Annotated in this window: 17 protein-coding genes and 1 pseudogene; 8 read left to right on the top strand and 10 right to left on the bottom strand. The window is 62.4% G+C overall.

Features of this window, described 5'->3' with window-relative positions; all coding sequences use genetic code 11:
* Positions 1–86: 86 nt before the first annotated feature.
* Positions 87–369: pseudogene (locus KIO76_RS31825) on the bottom strand (arylsulfatase); the annotation flags it as partial.
* A gap of 445 nt (positions 370–814) precedes the next feature.
* Here KIO76_RS31825 and KIO76_RS24455 point away from each other — a divergent pair.
* On the top strand, positions 815–1615 hold the full coding sequence (locus KIO76_RS24455; protein ID WP_213326182.1) for an OBAP family protein: 801 nt from the start codon (positions 815–817) through the stop codon (positions 1613–1615).
* A gap of 55 nt (positions 1616–1670) precedes the next feature.
* Here the strand turns inward: KIO76_RS24455 and KIO76_RS24450 are convergent, their stop codons facing one another.
* From KIO76_RS24450 to KIO76_RS24435, 4 genes are all read right to left on the bottom strand, one after another.
* The gene (locus tag KIO76_RS24450) at positions 1671–2285 is read right to left on the bottom strand and encodes a uridine kinase family protein (RefSeq protein ID WP_213326181.1); all 615 of its coding nucleotides are present in this window, start codon (positions 2283–2285) and stop codon (positions 1671–1673) included.
* Between the two features lie 25 nt (positions 2286–2310).
* Positions 2311–2778 (bottom strand): SRPBCC family protein, encoded by a 468-nt coding sequence (locus KIO76_RS24445; RefSeq protein WP_249730024.1) that lies wholly within the window; start codon positions 2776–2778, stop codon positions 2311–2313.
* On the bottom strand, positions 2768–3466 hold the full coding sequence (locus tag KIO76_RS31680) for an ArsR/SmtB family transcription factor (RefSeq protein WP_349629426.1): 699 nt from the start codon (positions 3464–3466) through the stop codon (positions 2768–2770). The genes KIO76_RS24445 and KIO76_RS31680 overlap by 11 nt, the downstream gene beginning before the upstream one ends.
* 446 nt (positions 3467–3912) lie before the next feature.
* Complete coding sequence (locus KIO76_RS24435; protein ID WP_249730023.1) at positions 3913–4602, bottom strand: GntR family transcriptional regulator; 690 nt, start codon at positions 4600–4602, stop codon at positions 3913–3915.
* A 157-nt stretch (positions 4603–4759) separates the two neighbouring features.
* Here KIO76_RS24435 and KIO76_RS24430 point away from each other — a divergent pair, with 157 nt between their 5' ends.
* The 6 genes from KIO76_RS24430 (at position 4760) to KIO76_RS24405 (ending at position 9621) form a co-directional block, all read left to right on the top strand.
* The gene (locus KIO76_RS24430) at positions 4760–5746 is read left to right on the top strand and encodes a TRAP transporter substrate-binding protein (RefSeq protein WP_213326178.1); all 987 of its coding nucleotides are present in this window, start codon (positions 4760–4762) and stop codon (positions 5744–5746) included.
* 69 nt (positions 5747–5815) lie between these two features.
* Positions 5816–6349, top strand: coding sequence for a TRAP transporter small permease (locus KIO76_RS24425; RefSeq protein WP_213326177.1), 534 nt, complete (start codon positions 5816–5818; stop codon positions 6347–6349).
* A gap of 3 nt (positions 6350–6352) precedes the next feature.
* Positions 6353–7633 (top strand): TRAP transporter large permease, encoded by a 1281-nt coding sequence (locus tag KIO76_RS24420; protein ID WP_213326176.1) that lies wholly within the window; start codon positions 6353–6355, stop codon positions 7631–7633.
* Positions 7634–7643: 10 nt separating this feature from the next.
* A complete protein-coding gene (gene kduI, locus KIO76_RS24415) occupies positions 7644–8480 on the top strand; it encodes a 5-dehydro-4-deoxy-D-glucuronate isomerase (protein ID WP_213326175.1) in 837 nt (278 codons plus the stop codon).
* Positions 8480–9250 carry a 2-dehydro-3-deoxy-D-gluconate 5-dehydrogenase KduD gene (kduD, locus tag KIO76_RS24410; protein ID WP_213326174.1) on the top strand — a complete coding sequence of 257 codons (771 nt, stop codon included), beginning with the start codon at positions 8480–8482 and terminating at the stop codon, positions 9248–9250. Before kduI ends, kduD begins: the two co-directional genes overlap by 1 nt.
* A gap of 11 nt (positions 9251–9261) precedes the next feature.
* Entirely contained in the window at positions 9262–9621 is a 360-nt protein-coding gene (locus tag KIO76_RS24405; protein WP_213326173.1) for a cupin domain-containing protein, read from the top strand.
* A 155-nt stretch (positions 9622–9776) separates the two neighbouring features.
* Here the strand turns inward: KIO76_RS24405 and KIO76_RS24400 are convergent, their stop codons facing one another.
* Positions 9777–10748 (bottom strand): GlxA family transcriptional regulator, encoded by a 972-nt coding sequence (locus tag KIO76_RS24400; protein ID WP_213326172.1) that lies wholly within the window; start codon positions 10746–10748, stop codon positions 9777–9779.
* 121 nt (positions 10749–10869) lie between these two features.
* Here KIO76_RS24400 and KIO76_RS24395 point away from each other — a divergent pair, with 121 nt between their 5' ends.
* A complete protein-coding gene (locus KIO76_RS24395; RefSeq protein WP_213326171.1) occupies positions 10870–12006 on the top strand; it encodes a DJ-1/PfpI family protein in 1137 nt (378 codons plus the stop codon).
* Between the two features lie 97 nt (positions 12007–12103).
* On the opposite strand, the gene KIO76_RS24390 is transcribed toward KIO76_RS24395, so the two are convergent.
* The 4 genes from KIO76_RS24390 to KIO76_RS24375 are packed head-to-tail and all read right to left on the bottom strand — an operon-like array spanning position 12104 to position 16179.
* Positions 12104–13261 carry a threonine synthase gene (locus KIO76_RS24390; RefSeq protein WP_213326170.1) on the bottom strand — a complete coding sequence of 386 codons (1158 nt, stop codon included), beginning with the start codon at positions 13259–13261 and terminating at the stop codon, positions 12104–12106.
* A gap of 3 nt (positions 13262–13264) precedes the next feature.
* Positions 13265–14788: a tripartite tricarboxylate transporter permease gene (locus tag KIO76_RS24385; protein ID WP_213326169.1), complete on the bottom strand. Its 1524-nt coding sequence runs from the start codon at positions 14786–14788 to the stop codon at positions 13265–13267.
* A complete protein-coding gene (locus tag KIO76_RS24380; protein ID WP_213326168.1) occupies positions 14776–15207 on the bottom strand; it encodes a tripartite tricarboxylate transporter TctB family protein in 432 nt (143 codons plus the stop codon). The genes KIO76_RS24385 and KIO76_RS24380 overlap by 13 nt, the downstream gene beginning before the upstream one ends.
* A gap of 3 nt (positions 15208–15210) precedes the next feature.
* Entirely contained in the window at positions 15211–16179 is a 969-nt protein-coding gene (locus KIO76_RS24375) for a Bug family tripartite tricarboxylate transporter substrate binding protein (protein ID WP_213326167.1), read from the bottom strand.
* Positions 16180–16253 lie beyond the last annotated feature (74 nt).

The following is a 16253-nucleotide window of genomic DNA, read 5'->3' as shown; positions in this document are numbered from 1 at the left end:
AGGATCATCAAACGTCGGGCTGTATTCGTCGCCGTAAACGACCATGTCGCGTTGCCAGACGTTTTCCTCGATAGACGGACCCACGATCATTTGGTTCCGGCTTCGAAGCGCCGCTGCATCTTTTCGATGATCTGGTCGATGCTAAAGCTTGCCGGCCTTTGCCTTAGTGGACTCCTTGAAGGTTGCAAAGAATTGCGCAACCATCGCTGGCGCGGCAAGGAAGTACCCGCCGCGTCCGACATCCACCAATCATAGTACGTATTGGATGTGATACCTGCCCGTTCAAACGGGTCCGCGCAAATTGAAGAGTTTGGGGACGCGCAGATTCGTAAATGGTTTCGCCCAGATGCGCATCGTACCTTGCGCCCGTGCTCCTCGAGACAACCGACTGAGAAAAAAGAGCCCCGGTCCAGGAAGAACCGGGGCCTCAGCGCCCTATCGGAGCGTGGGACACGCTCCTACTTGCTGAGAGTTCGCGAGTATACGTATAGAAACAATACCCCGGGCCTGCGCATGTGAAGGATACCTCGGCCGGGGAAACTCCCGGCGCGTCGGGCTGGAACCGTCAGGATTGCGAGGTCAACGACCGGCTAGAGGTCCATGTTCCCTAGCCCGCAATCTTTATTTTCTGCCAAGCTACAGATCTGTTTGGACGAAGTAATATTTGCAAAGCTGCCTGTCGACGCCGTCGGTCTGGACCTCATGCTCCGCAGTGGCGAAAGTCTACTATGGGTCAATCAGGCGGTGGTGCAGTGCCGCTCGGAACCATCGGCTCCCTTCGGGCTTAAACGGTTTTCAGCCGTGGAGCGAAACGATGGGATGGACTGATGCAAGCCTGAGCCGTCGCGGGGTGGGACAGCTGATCGGAGGAGCCGCAACCCTTCTGGCGTGTGCCTGTGGGAGGGCTGCCGCCCAAGACACGGGCGTCCACCGGGATCAACCGGTCACGGGTGCGGATAAATCGACCAAAAGTACCATGCTCGGCATGGGCGCAGATCTTCTACAAAGCAAAGGGCCAATCAACGATATTAATATGTATCTCAACGGCTTCCATTTCTACGCCGATGACATGGGTCGCCAGATTGAAGCCCATCATTATTGTACGCATGTTACGGAAGATTTTTACCAATGCGTCATCTATGACGACAACAAGGAAGGCGCGCGGCTGATAGGTATAGAGTACATCGTCTCGGAGCGGGTCTTCAAAACCTTGCCTGACGACGAGAAACAGCTGTGGCACAGCCACAGACACGAAACGACATCAGGTGAGCTCGTGATGCCTCGTATTCCTGGCCCCGTGGAGCACACGGCTATCGCTACGCTTGTGAACACCTACGGTAAGACTTGGCACACGTGGCAGATCGACCTTGATAACAAGTTGCCCACGGGGATACCGCAGCTCATGATGGGTTTCACCGCCGATAATCAGCTCAGGAGCGAGATGCGTGAGGATCGGGATCGACGCCTCGGCATCGAGACGGAGGAGAAAAAGAAGGCGCGCGAAGACCTCCTGAGGTCCGCGCCACAAGTTGTCACGGGCGCTGATAGCTGGACAGACGGACAAGCACCGCAGCTGGTTCTGAGCCAGCTGCCGCTCAAAAATCGCCGAAGCTGATCCGGAAAATCGTGCGGGAGGCGCGGCTGTCCGATCCGTTTCGTAACGGTCACCATCACGGTGAAGGCGCGCATTGCTCGGCTCCGCCGAACTCTGCGATCACGTCGAATGCGGACAGGGGCATGACGTCCGCGAAGTAGAAGTCCTCCGCCTCATGCCACTGCCGCTCCCATGGTCCAATCGTGCCCTCTCGAGCCGCCAGGCGCTTCAGTCGTTGGTCATCCGGCACGATAAGCGCCACCCGCATATCGATGAAGCCGGCCAGTTCCGGCCGCGCAGCATAGACCCCTTCGAGGATTACGACAGGCCTTGGTTCGACCACCGTCTGCTCATCGCGCAGCCGCCCGTCAAAAGTGTCCCAGTCGAAAGCGTGCCAGCTCGCTTTTCGGCTCGCTGTAAGAGCTTCCAACACAGCGCGTTGCCGGGTCCAGTCGATACAGGCAGCTGCCCTTGATGCCGCGCTATCGCTTCGAAGCTCGATGCCGCCCGCATAGAAATCATCGCCCTCGACGATCGCGGCGTCGAGCTGGTCAGCCAGCGCCGCTGCGAGCGTCGACTTGCCCGCGCCGCTGCGTCCATCGAGAGCAACGATGAACGGCCTTGTCATAGCGATCGTGCGCGCGGCGATCAGATCTGAAAGCTCGGCCGGACTGTTTGCCAGAATAGGCATAGGCCGATCCCCTCTCATGCGCGCTTCAAAGCTGTCCTGCCAGGCTTTCCAATTGGCTCAGGCAGGTCCCCCAGCCTTCATGGAAGCCCATCTCCTCATGCTTCTGGCGGTCAGCTGCGGACTTGTGACGCACTACCGCACGATACCACGCGCCCCCATCCACCGCCTCAATCGTGATGTCGACGCTCATGAATGTTTCGGCGTTCGGCCGGAAGTCGGGGCCAACGGCATCTGTCCAGACCAGCCGTCTTTCAGACTGCGCCAAGAGAATGCACCCGGGTGTCTCATCCATTGCCTCACCCTCGGGAGACGCCATCACGACTGAGAAGATGCCGCCCGGGCGGACATCGATTGCGACGCGCGCCACGGTCCAAGGCTTGGGCGCAAACCATTGCTTCAGCAGATCGGGCTCGGTCCAGGCACGCCATAGCTGGGCTGGGCTGGCGCTCACCTTGCGCTCCAGCACGAGGTCGAGCTTCGGATCATGGGCCATCATGTGTTCCTTCGCGGTTCATGGTTGCGAGAAAGGCGTCCAGCCGGTCGAGACGCGCTTCCCAAACGGACCGCTGTTGACCGAGCCAGCCTTCGGCGACTTTCGCCGTTTCGGCCTTGAGACGGCAGGTGCGGATCCGTCCGGCTTTGTCGGACTCGATCCAGCCCCCCGCCTCCAGCACCTTCAGGTGTTTGAGGAAGCTCGGCAGCGCCATGGCGTGAGGGGCTGCCAGTTCGGAGACGGGGGCCGGCCCGAGCGCCAAGCGGGCGATAACCGCGCGGCGCGTCGAGTCGGCGAGACCGTGAAAGATTGAATCAAGGTTAGCCATATGGCTATCTATCAACTTAGCGCAAGCCGCGTCAAGATACTTAGCCTTATGGATATCTATTTTCCGATGACGCGATCCTGTTTTCGTCCCGGCCGCGCGGCGGAAGCCGCCGGGCCAAGTACTGGCATGGGTGAGGCCGGTAACAAGGACGATCGCAAAGCCAACGTGAGACATTGGGAGGAAACATCGCATCGCGACGGTCACCGGCACTGTGTTGCGGCCTATCCCAATGAGGCGGAGATCCACCGCAAACGCCGGCCCCACCATGATGGCGATCCCGAATACATGCAGGCTCATCAAGATCGGATAGAGGTGCGGCATCATGCGGACGTTCTCGGCGAAATCGGTTCGCTCGAGCAAGGTGAGGACCTCCACCAAGAAGGAGGGAAGCTGCGTTTCCATGAGCCGTTAGCGTGCCGCCGGTTCCGGCCGGCTCGGAAATGCCGTCAGCTGCTGCCATATGCCCTGTCCGTCGGCGAGCCAGACCATGACCGGGCGGAGATCGCGATCGCAGCTGAACCGAGGAAACCGACTACTTCGATCGTCTCGCCAACCTCGAGCAGTTGGCGGAGTATGGACGCAGGACGATCTGTCTCCCATCTGCGCCCATCACGTCTTGACCCGCGGACAAGCGCTTGGATGTGTCGCATGCCCGCTCGCTATCGGGTAGCTAGGCCCTGACGCTGTCGAGGGCATGAGGCATTGCTCACCGCCATTGAAGTGCCTCCGGTGCCGTGTGGAAGCTGAGTGCCGTCGATTGTGCGGGCTGATCAGGCCGATTGCGCCCGAACGGCGCGCGGCCACACTCACTCAAAAAGATCCGGATGGTTTGCTTCCGTTTTCGGCAGGGCGCGAAGGATCTCAGTGAGGTGGTGGCGCATGGCACTCTCGGCCTGTGCCGGATCTTGTGCGTCGATCGCAGCCATGATTCTGCGATGCTGCTCGACCAACGGCAGCATCACCTCGGCTCCGGGCAAGGTGAGTTGGCATACCCGGTCCATATGCGCCTTGATGTCCCGGATGGCTTCCCACGCGAGTGGCATCCCGACGCCCTCCGTCAACTCGACATGGAAGAGCTCGTCATAGCGCTGGAAGGAGGCATGGTCGTCACGCTGCGCCGCGCTCTCCTGGACGTCGAGCAGATCTGAAATTCGCTGGCGGCTCTGCGGCGCAAAGGCCGTGCAGGCCTCACGCACGATCGCGACCTCAACCGCCTCGCGCACGAAGCGGGCCTCCATCATCTTGCGGACGGAGAACTTGACGACGACCGTGCCGCGCTGCGGCTGCACGTCGACGAGCCGCGTCCGCGCGAGCGCGATCAGCGCCTCCCGAACGGGCTGGCGCGAAACGCCATATTTCAGCGCAATCTCCTGCTCCGAGAGGCGCGTGCCCGGCGGCAGCTCGAGCGCGACGATCGCCCGGCGTAGCTCGGCTTCGACGCGCCCAGCCGCCGAAGCGCCCGGAGTGAGAGCGGGAGATGCCAACGAAAGGCTCAAGTCGAAAACCTCCACAGCCTGTTGCGTACCATACAACAACATACTACCATACAATCCATGCCGCAACCGAGATGGGCGCGGACACAAGCTTACGTTCGAGGCGCCAACATACAAGCCAGGAAGCTGCTGGGCGCTCAATCCACGGGAGGACACACACATGACCACACGTCGAACATTCCTTGCTTATGCGGCAGCGCTCACCTTCTCGGCCGCTGCCGCAACCTCAGCCTCGGCCCAGAGCGTGACGTTGCGCTCGGCCGACATCCACCCGAGCGACTATCCGACTGTCGAAGCCGTTCGCTACATGGGCAAGCTGCTCGAGGAGCGAAGCCAGGGGCGCATCAAGATCAACGTCTTCCACTCGGCCCAACTCGGGCAGGAAAAGGACACGATCGACCAGACGCGCTTTGGGGTCATCGATATCAACCGCATCAACATGGCGCCGTTCAACAACCTGATCCCGGCGACCAACGTCCCCTCCCTCCCCTTCATCTTCCGTTCGGTCGATCACATGCGGAAGGCGATGGACGGGCAGATCGGCGACAATCTGCTGAAGGAGTTCGAGAAGCACGACCTGATCGGTCTCGCGCTCTACGACTCCGGCTCGCGATCCTTCTACAATTCCAAGCGTCCGATCAACAGTCCCGCTGACATGAAGGGCATGAAGATCCGCGTCCAGCAGTCAGACATGTTCGTCGCATTGGTCTCGGCGCTCGGTGCGAATGCGACGCCCATGCCCTTCGGCGAGGTCTATTCCGCCCTCCAGACGGGCGTGATCGACGGCGCCGAGAACAATTGGCCGTCCTATGAATCCACGCGCCATTTCGAGGTCGCGAAATTCTACTCCGTTACGGAGCACTCTCTCTCGCCGGAAGCCCTGGTGATGTCGAAGAAGAGCTTCGACAAGTTCAACGCGGCAGACCAGGCGCTGATCAAGGCCGCAGCGAAGGAGTCCGTGCTCAAGATGCGTGAGCTTTGGGACGCGCGGGAGAAGGCATCCGAGGCCAAGGTCAAGGCCGGCGGCGCGCAGATCAACCAGGTGGACAAGAAGCCTTTCATCGACGCGATGAAGCCAGTCTACGACAAGTTCGTCACCGATCCGAAGCTGAAGGAAATGGTCGCCGCCATCCAGGCGGTGAACTGACCGTTGATCCGGCAAGGCGGCCCGCGCGGCCGCCACGCCTTTGGCCTCTTGCCAGCCTGGGCAGATTTCATGCACGCCTTCACCGCTTTCCTTACTCGCCTCGACGCCAAGCTCAGCCTGTTCGCGCTGATCGCCGCCGGCACCGGCCTCGTCCTGATGACTGTAATGGTCGCCTGGGGCGTATTCGGCCGCTATGTGCTCAACGACACGCCGATCTGGGTCGAGGCCGGATCACTTTTCCTGATGTCCTGGTTCATCCTGCTCGGCGCCGCTGTGGGCGTGCGCGAGAGCGACCATCTCGGCTTCGAGGTCGGGCTCGCGATGTCGCCGCCAGCGGTGCGCGCGGCATTGATTGTGCTCGGCGAAACGCTCGTCTGTGTCTTCGGCCTCGCCATGCTTGTCTATGGCTGGCAGCTGGCGGCCGGCACATGGGCCGACCGCATGCCGATCATCGGCATCTCGCGCGGCTGGGACTATGTGCCGATCGCGGCGGGCGGTGGGCTGATCGCCCTGTTCGCGCTTGAGAAGATCCTGCTCTTCCTCACCAGCCAGCAGCAGGCGCCGCTCGGCTTCGTCCATTTCGGCGAAAGCCAGGAGGCCTGAGCCATGGAACTCTGGATTCTCTTCGGTGTCTTCTCGGTTCTGCTTCTGATCGGCGTCCCTGTCGCCTTCTGCCTCGGCATCGCTTCGGTCGCGACCGTCGTCTATATGGGCCTGCCGCCGGTCGTCGTGTTTCAGCAGATGAATTCCGGCATGAACGCTTTTGCCATGATGGCGATCCCGTTCTTCATCTATGCTGGCGACCTGATGATCCGTGGCGGGATCGCCGAGCGCCTCATCCAGATGGCGGCGAGCCTTGTCGGGCATCTGCGCGGGGGCCTTGGCCAGGTCAATGTCGTGACCTGCACGCTCTTCGGCGGTATCTCCGGCTCGGCCGTGGCCGATGCCTCCGCGGTCGGCGGGCTGATGATCCCCCAGATGAAGAAGCGCGGCTACGACGCTGACTACGCCGTCAACGTCACCGCGAATGCGGCGATCATTGCCCTGCTGATCCCGCCCTCGCACAACATGATCATCTATTCGCTCTCGGCGGGCGGCAACCTTTCGATCGCGGACCTTTTCACGGCGGGCGTCGTGCCAGGGCTCTTGCTCTGCGCCGCGCTGATGGTTGCCGCCTGGGCGGTTGCGGTGAAGCGTGGCTATCCGCGCGAGCCGTTCCCTGGCCTCGCCGCGGTTGGCCGCTATGTCGTGGTGGCGCTTCCGGGCATCCTGCTGATCGGCATCATCTTCGGCGGCGTGCGCTCGGGCGTCTTCACCGCGACAGAGTCCTCCTGCGTCGCTGTGGTCTACGCCGTGCTCGTCACCATCTTCGTCTATCGCCAGCTCACCTGGACGGCCTTCGTCGAGGCGACGCTGGGCGCGGTGCGCACAACGGCCATGGTGCTTTTGGTGATCGGCGCCGCCGGTGCCTTTGGTTGGCTGATGGCCTTTCTGCAGGTGCCGCAGGCGACCATAGCCGCGATGAAGGCGGTCTCCGATAATCCCCTCGTCGTCCTGCTGATGATCAACGTGATCCTCCTGGTGCTCGGCACCTTCATGGACATGGCACCCATGATCATCATCTGCACGCCGATCTTCCTGCCGGTGGTCAAGGCTTTCGGCGTGGACCCGATCCACTTCGGCGTGATCCTGATCCTCAACGCCGGCATCGGCCTCAACACTCCGCCGGTTGGCTCAGTGCAGTTCGTCGCCTGCGCCATCGGCCGCATTTCCATCGGCGAGTCGATGCGCACGATCTGGCCATTCTACGGCGCCAGCGTCGCGGTACTCCTGCTCGTCACCTATGTGCCCGGCTTGTCGCTTTGGCTGCCGCGCCTGTTCCACTAAAGGACCGATCATGACCATCGAGATTCGCCAGGTTTCGCATCCTGAGGCCGTAAGGGGCTTCGACACGGCGGAGCTGCGGCGCCACTTCCTGATCGAGACGCTGTTCGTTCCTGGAGAAGTCAGGCTGACCTACAGCCATCTTGACCGTGTCATCGTGGGTGGTGCCATGCCGACGGCCAAGCCCGTCGTTCTGCCAACGCCGAAGGCTGTCGGGACCGATGCCTTCCTCAAGCGTCGCGAGCTCGGCATCGTCAATGTGGGGGCTTCCGGCAAGGTTTCGGTTGGCGGGCGGGATTACGTGCTCGCCAAACGCGACGCGCTCTATGTCGGCAAGGAAGCCGGCGAGGTTTCCTTCGCCAGCGAAGATGCTTCGGACCCGGCAAAGTTCTACCTGCTATCGACGCCTGCGCACGCGGTGCATCAGACCAGGGTGATCCGGGAAGCCGATGCTAAAACGCTCGCACTCGGCGAGCAGGAAACCGCCAACAAACGCACCATCCGCCAGTACATCATCCCGGGCATCTGCGAGACCTGCCAGCTCGTCATGGGCGTGACCACGCTGGAAAATGGCAGCATCTGGAACACCATGCCCTCGCACACGCATGACCGGCGCTGCGAGATCTACCTCTATTTTGACATCCCCGCCGATGCCCGCGTTTTTCACCTGATGGGCGAGCCGCAAGAGACCCGCCATCTTATTGTCGCCAATGAGCAAGCGGTTCTTTCGCCCGGCTGGTCGATCCATTCCGGCGTCGGCACCAAGGCCTATTCTTTCATCTGGGGCATGGGCGGCGACAATGTCGACTATACTGACATGGACATGATTGCGACGGGAGATCTGCGTTGATGCGAACACCTTTTGACCTGACTGGGCGCACCGCCATCGTCACCGGCGCCAATACCGGGCTCGGCCAGGCGATCGCGGTCGCGCTGGCTGGGGCGGGGGCGGGTATCGCCGCGGTGGGTCGCTCGAACATCGCTGAGACGAAGGCACTCGTCGCCGAGACCGGCCGCCCTTTTCATGAGATCACGGCCGACCTAGCCTCTTTGGAGCCGATCGGCCGCATCGTCGAAGAGGCCGAAGCCGCGGCACGGGCCGATGGCTCGCGGCTCGACATCCTCGTCAACAATGCCGGCATCATCCGCCGCGCGGACGCCATCGACTTCACCGAGGCCGATTGGGACGCGGTGATGGACGTCAACCTGAAGTCGACTTTCTTCCTGACGCAAAGTGTTGCGAAGCGCATGCTTGCCGACGGCAAGGGCGGCAAGGTGATCAATATTGCGTCGCTCCTGTCCTTCCAGGGCGGCATCCGGATCCCATCCTACACCGCCTCGAAGAGCGGGCTGGCAGGCCTGACGCGACTTCTCGCCTGCGAATGGGCGGGCAAGGGCATCAATGTCAACGCGATCGCGCCCGGCTATTTCGTCACCAACAACACGGAAGCGCTGCGCGCTGATCCTGAACGGAATGCTGCGATCCTTGGGCGTATTCCGGCCGGACATTGGGGAGAACCCAAGGAGATCGGAGGGGCTGCCGTGTTCCTCGCTTCCGATGCCGCCGCCTATGTCCACGGCGTCGTGCTGCCGGTCGACGGCGGCTGGCTCGCGCGCTGAAGGAAACCGACATGGATCGCAGGAACGAGCCTTTCGCGCGCGATGCCGATCTCGCCTGGGAGCCAGCCGGCGAAGGCGTGACGCGCAAGATCCTGACCTATCGCGACGAGGTCATGATGGTGCGCGTGCGGTTCGAGGCCGGCGCAATCGGCCCCGCGCACAGCCATCCGCATGTCCAGTGCTCGCTCGTCGAAAGCGGCGTTTTCGATATCACAATTGCCGGTCGCACCGAACGCCTTGTTGCCGGCGACAGCTTCACCGTGCCGCCCGACGCGATCCATGGCGCGGTGAATGTCGAAGCCGGCACCCTCGTCGATGTATTCACCCCGATGCGGCGGGATTTTGTGGGTCTCGCGGGTGAAAGCGGCTGATGATCCGAGCCGGTGGCCGCAGCAATTCGCGGTAATGGGCGCGCTGTCCTGAAACTCCAAACCGCGCCCGGGCCTTCAAGCGAACACCCGGGTCGATGTCGCAGGCGCTGGCATTAAACGCCTCTCTCCGAGCCCCCGCTCGACTTCCTGGCGGTTCACATCTGCGCGTGCATGTCTCGAAAGAGTCTAGGCGAGATGCCGAACCGCCGCTCGAAAGCGTGGGCGAGGCGCGCGGCCGACGGGAGGCCGACTTCGGCAGCAACGGATTTCAACGAGACGCCTCGCGAGAGGAGCATTCGCGCCGCATCGAGGCGCGCGATCTCGACGAAGCGAGCGGGCGTCTCCCCGGTCGCGGCGCGGAACTTCCGGTGAAAGGTTCGCTCGCTCATTCCCGCGCGTGCGGCCAAGCCGACGATGTCGAGCGGCGCCGCGAGATTGGCCTCGATCCAGCCGATCAGGTCGGCGAAGGGGCTTGCGCCCTTCATTTGGGCTTGCAGCACCGGGCTGAACTGGGACTGGTAACCGGGCCGCCGGGCATAGAGGACGAGCCGCTTGGCGACCTCCCCAGCGGTCGCAGTGTCGAGGTCCTGCGCCACCATTGCAAGCGCCATGTCGATGCCTGTCGTGACGCCCGCCGACGTCCAGACATGACCGTCGACGACATAGAGGGCCTCCGGGTCCATCCTCACACTGGGGAAGGCCCGCCGGAAAGGCGCGCGGGAATCCCAGTGGGTCGCGGCGCGGCGGCCATCGAGGAGGCCAAGCGCAGCGAGCACGAAACCTCCCGTACAGATTGACCCGAAACGTTCGGCTCCGCCGCTCAAAGCGGGAATCGTGGCCTGCAGTGCGGGATCCGTCATGGCCTGCAGAAGCGGCTCCCGCTCAGCGCCGACCACCAGAATTGTCGCCACATCCCTCGCATGAAGTGCTGTCAACGGGACTGTGTTCACGGCGATGCCGGTGCTGCTTTCGACCGCGCCGCCTTGGCCCGAGGCCACCACGATCTCGTAGAAGGCTGGCTTCCCGGTCCGGCTCAGGGCCCGATTGGCGCCGTTCAACACAGAGGCAGGCCCGGAAAGGTCGAGCAGCTCGAAGCCGGGGAAGACGACGAAGGCGACACGGTGCATTGGCAGAAATTATCGTGTTTTTGTCATTTCTGCCAGTAGCCGGGATATATAGTCTGTTCGGGAAGATCTTCCCAAATGGCTGAATCTCCCCGGTTTCCTGTGGTCGAAGGAGCGCTTCGCGATGGCGAAATCCATAATGCGGATCGGTATGGCAGCGCTTGCCATTGGTTTGGCGAGCTTCGGTGGGTGGCTGCTCAGCCTTCCCCCGGCCACACCCCGCGCAGATGCGCAGGAGGTGCCGGAGACCGAGACAGCGGCCACTCTAGCCTCGCTTGGCCACCTGCAGCCTGAGCGTCCCCTCGTTGCCGTGCTCGGGCTCAACGAGGCGACGGAGGCAACCGACTACCTCGTACCAGCGGGCATCCTACGGCGGGCCGATATTGCCGATGTGGTCTTACTGGCAACCGCTCTCGGACCGGTGCGGCTCTACAACGCTTTGACGGTCGAGCCGGACGCGACGATCGCGGCGTTCGACACAAAGCACCCCGAGGGAGCCGACTACGTGATCGTGCCGGCGATGAGCCGTGACGATGATCCGGCAGTTATTGCTTGGCTCCGTAGGCAGGCCGACAAAGGCGCGAAGATTGTGGGGATCTGCGCCGGCGCAAAGGTCGTGGGCTCCGCCGGACTCCTGGACGGAAAACGCGCGACGACGCACTGGTACTATTTACGCGAAATGCTCAAGCGCAGCCCGACGATCGCCTATGTCGCCAATCGGCGTTTTGTATCGGACGGCAACGTCGTGACGACGACCGGCATCAGCGCCTCGATACCGTTGACGCTGACGCTGATCGAGGCGATCGCCGGCCAGGCAAAGGTAAAGGCGGTCGCGCGGGACCTCGGGCTCGACCGTTGGGACGCGCGGCATGCGAGCGCGGCTTTCGGTCTCACCCGTCCGTTTGCCATGACGGTCCTGGCCAACAGCGTCGCCCTCTGGAACCGTGAAGAACTCCGGGTTCGTCTCGAAGCGGGGATGGACGAGGTGACGCTCGCGCTGATCGCCGACGCCTGGTCGCGCACCTATCGCTCCCATGTGACGACGGATGCCGATAAGCCAGACGCGGTCTCCACTGCCAACGGCGTTCGCGTCATCCCCGATCGGTCCGGCGGTGAGCGGTGGGATGGGCACTGGGTCTCGACCTACCCGGACCGGAAGCCGGCAGTGGCACTTGACAACGTGCTCGACGCGATCTCCGCGCGCTACGGAAGGTCAACGGCTGAAATCGTCGCCATGCAGTTCGAATATGAGAGGCCATAATGGATCTTGCGGGCTTTGCCTGGTGGAAAACAGGGAGGTCGAAGGCATCCACTAAGTTTTGCGAACCTTGGTTCCCCATGTCCGGCGGCAAGGCACGTCATTCGGCCGCTTCCTTGTATCCATGGGACGTGCCTATAAGCACGGCCCTGCGAATGCGCGGACCCACGTCTGGCGATGCCGCAAGCTTGCGCAGACCGGTCAATGCCGCTGCCGCCGAAAGCTCCAGATAGTGTCCGTGGCGCGCGAGGAGTTGCTGGTCTTCAAGCACATCGCTTTCTGCGACCGAGACCGCCGTCCCGCCGCTGCGCGCAACAGCCAGCCAGGACTGGTAGGTGACGGTCGCGCCGCCGATCGACGCCAGGAGCGTTTTGCCCGGAAACTGGGAACGGACGTCCTGGCCGGCCAGGACCCGCTCCAGGCGGGGAAACGGCTCTACTGCGACAAGCTTCGGCATCACGGCAAGCCGTCTGGCCTCCACCGCTTCCACAAGCCCGCGATAGATGCCCCAGAGCAGGTCTCCTCGCGCCGTCGGAACGAAGATCGCGTCAGCAACCGATACAGCTGGGTCTTCGGCGAGTTCGTACCCGAGCGTCTTGTAGCCTTCGACGCCATAGGGGTCGCTGCCCACCGGCGGCACAAGATAATTAGTCGCTGAAAGATAACCTTCCTCGTAGACCTTGCGCTTGACGATGTCCCAGCGTTCGAGACTGTCTTCGACATAGACGATACTGGCACCCGTCATTTCGATTGCCCGGCGCCATGGTGCGGTGATGGCCGGGGTCGTCACGATGGTACAGGGCAACCCGGCAGCGGCGGCATAGGCGGCGACCGAGCAGCCTGCGTTGCCGCTCGAGGCTGCAATGACGGATGGTGCGTTCCTGTCTTTGGCGCGCGCGACAAACTGCGCGCTCATGCGATCCTTGTGCGAGCCCGTCGGATTGGCGCTCTCGAGCTTGATGGAAAGTGCCTCAAGGCCGCACTGGGCGGCAAGCCGTGGCAGGTCGACCAGGGGGGTGTCGCCCTCACCAAGGCTCGCGAACATCGTGTAGGGAAGCCACTTTCCGAACCGTGCCAATCCCCGGCCTGCCCGTTCACCAAAAGGCGGCGACAGGTCGTTGCCGTAGATGGGGACCACGCTTGCAGGGTGGGCTTCCGTAAGACATCGCGGACAACCCTCCTGGTAGTCGTCAACTGGATACTGCGTCGAACAACGAATGCACTTGAAGCCTGAAAGATGAGTATTGATGATCTGCATATCTTACTCTTTTGCGCCTGATTGCCACAGCTCCGACGGACCGCGGCGCAGTTTTGCGACGACGGGCGGAAGGACGAGGATCAGCACGGCGGCGGCGAGAAAAAAAGCGCTGAGGGGGCTCGCGATGAAGGCAAGGACCTGCCCATGTCCGACGATGAGGCCCTGCATCAGGCTTTCCTCGAATAGGCGCCCAAGCACGAAAGCCAATAATAGCGGCGCCACGTCGAATCCCGACTTGCGCAACCCGTAGCCGAGCGCACCGAATACGAACATGGCTCCGACGTCGAACATGTTGTTGTTGAGGCTATACGCACCGATCACGCAGAAGAACAGGATCAGCACCGACATGACCGGCCGAGGTACCCGCAGCAGCGACACGAAAAGGCCGACAAGTGGCACGTTGAGAATGACGAGAATAGCATTTCCGACGAACATGCTGGCAACCACGCCCCAAAACATCTCGGGATGGTCGGTTATCAGCCGCGGACCGGGCGTGACGCCGGCCATGAGAAGCGCGCCCATGATGACGCCAATGGTGGCGTTGGCGGGAATGCCCAAGCACAGAAGCGGAACGAAGCTTGCCTGCGCACCGGCATTGTTCGCCGATTCCGGACCGGCCACTCCGGGGACCGCGCCTTTTCCGAACTCCTCGGGATGGCGGGACAGCTTGCGCTCCAACATGTAGCTGGCGAAGCTGGCTATCAGCGCGCCCCCGCCCGGCAGCAGTCCCAGAAAGAAGCCGAGGATGCTGCCGCGCACGACGGGGGCGGCGGATTCACGCGCTTCCTGCCGGTTCGGAAACAGGTCCCGCAAGCGCCGCGGCGTCGGAACCGCGTTCACGTCGGCGTCCTTCTCCTCTGCCATCAGCAGGACCTCACTGATCCCGAACAGGCCCATGGCCAGGATGGCTATGTTGAAACCGTCACGAAGCGCGGCAACGTCGAAGACGAACCTTTCGTCGCCCGAGACGAGATCGACACCCACCGTCGCCATCAGCAGGCCGAGACCAATCATGGCGAGCGCGCGTATGCGCGAGCCCTCCCCCACGCCGAGCACAAGCGTGAAGCCGAGTATCAGCAGCGATGTCTTCTCAATGGGGCCGAAAGCAAGCGCCAGTTGCGCTGTCACGGGGCCGATCAGGGCGATGCCCAGCGTGGCGACGATGCCCGCAAAGAAGCTGCCCAGCGCCGCGATCGTCAGCGCCGCGCCTGCACGCCCCTTCCGCGCCATCTGGTAGCCGTCGATGCAGGTGATGACGCTTGCCGCCTCGCCGGGTATTTTCACGAGGATCGACGTGATCGATCCGCCGTACATCGCACCGTAATAGATGCCGGAGAGCAGGATTATGGCGCTTGTCTTGTCGAGATAAACGGAGATCGGCAGGAGCAGGCTGATGGTCGCCGTCGGCCCGAGCCCCGGCAGCACGCCGACGGCCGTGCCGACGATGCAGCCGGCCAAGGCGATGAGCAGGTTGAGCGGCGTCACCGCCTCCCCAAAGCCGAGAGCGAGATTGGTTATGACGTCCATAGGGCGCTCCAGATCGAGCCGTGGGGAAGCGGCACTCCCAGCAATTCCTGGAAGACAACCCAGCTACCGAGGCCGATCGCCGCGGCGATCGCCGCGGCTCGCGGCAGAGGCAGCCCTTCGACGAACCGCAAAAGCGCGACCGCCACGATGAACAACGCCGGCAGGAGACCAATGAGAGCGGCTATCGGCAACAGCGCGGCAAAACCGGCGAAATAGACGAGCGATGGGCGGGAGACCTTCGTCGTGGCATGGGGACTTTCCGCGACCGCCACCCAAAGGCAGGCGCCCAGCACGATGGCGCAGCCCACTACCGGCATCAGCCCGGATGCGGGCATGCCGAAAGACCAGATGTCGTAGCGCAAAAGAGAATAGATCATCGCGCCGGCAGAGGCGACAATCAAGACGACAAGACCTGCCATTCCCTACAGCCCGAGTTCTTTAATGGCGCGGCCGAGCGTTGTGTACGCCTCTTTGGCCCGCTCCGTGAACTCTTCGCTGTTCCAGTAGAGACGGACCCCTTTCACCACCTTTAAGTAGTTTTCGAAATCTGGGGTCCGCTGCAATTCAACGACAAGGTTGTTCCAGTAAGCCACCGCGTCCTGTGGCAGTCCGGCAGGCCCAACAAGGCCGTATGTCGCCTCGACGGCGATCGGCTGTCGCATTTCGCCGAAGGTCGGGATGTCTGGATAGATGTCGACCTTCTCCGAACCGGTGAAGGCGAGCAATCTGACCTCCCCGGCATCGAGTTGAGGTCCGTAGTCGGACGAGACGGACGCCTCGATATGCCGGCCCAGCAGTGCCGTCATGGCCTCCGAGCCACCTTTGAAGGGAACGAAAGTGGTCTTCGCGCCTGCCTTGCGGAAGGCCGCCTCGGTGGCGAGATGGGCTGCCCCGCGCACGGCCGCCGTGCCCCACCGGAACTTGGAGGGATTGTCGACGGCGAACTTCACCGCATCGTCCCAGGTGGCGAAGGGGCTGTCGGCTTTCACGTAGAAAGCGATCGGCACAAAGACGTGTGCGGTCACATAGGTGAAGCTGGACATCGGATCATAGGGCACCTTCTGGAGATGCGGCGTCGTCCCGTAAGGGCTCACGGAATAGAGCCCGAGCGTTGTGCCATCCGGCTTGGCATCCGCGACCTGTGCCGTACCGATCGTGGCGCCTGCGCCGGGGCGAAAATCGACGGCAGTCACATCGCCCTTCTTGTTGGTGGCGAACTCCGAGATCACACGCCCCGACAGATCTCCCGCGCCGCCGGCCGCAAAGGGCACAATGATCGTCGTCGGACGAACGGGATAGGTTTGGGCGAGTGACACCCGGGGAAAGCCCAGAACACCTGCACCGGCCGCCCCCAACCCAGCATGCATAAATCCGCGTCTGGTGGTTTTCATTTAGGTTGTTCCTATTATAGAAACACTGTTTCGATTATGTATTGTATTCAGCCTGAAAATTTGTTGTCAATGGT

The organism is Chelatococcus sp. YT9, assembly GCF_018398315.1.
Classification (GTDB): domain Bacteria; phylum Pseudomonadota; class Alphaproteobacteria; order Rhizobiales; family Beijerinckiaceae; genus Chelatococcus.
Note: the sequence above shows the minus strand (reverse complement) of the source record. Positions and strands in the feature narration are given on the sequence as shown.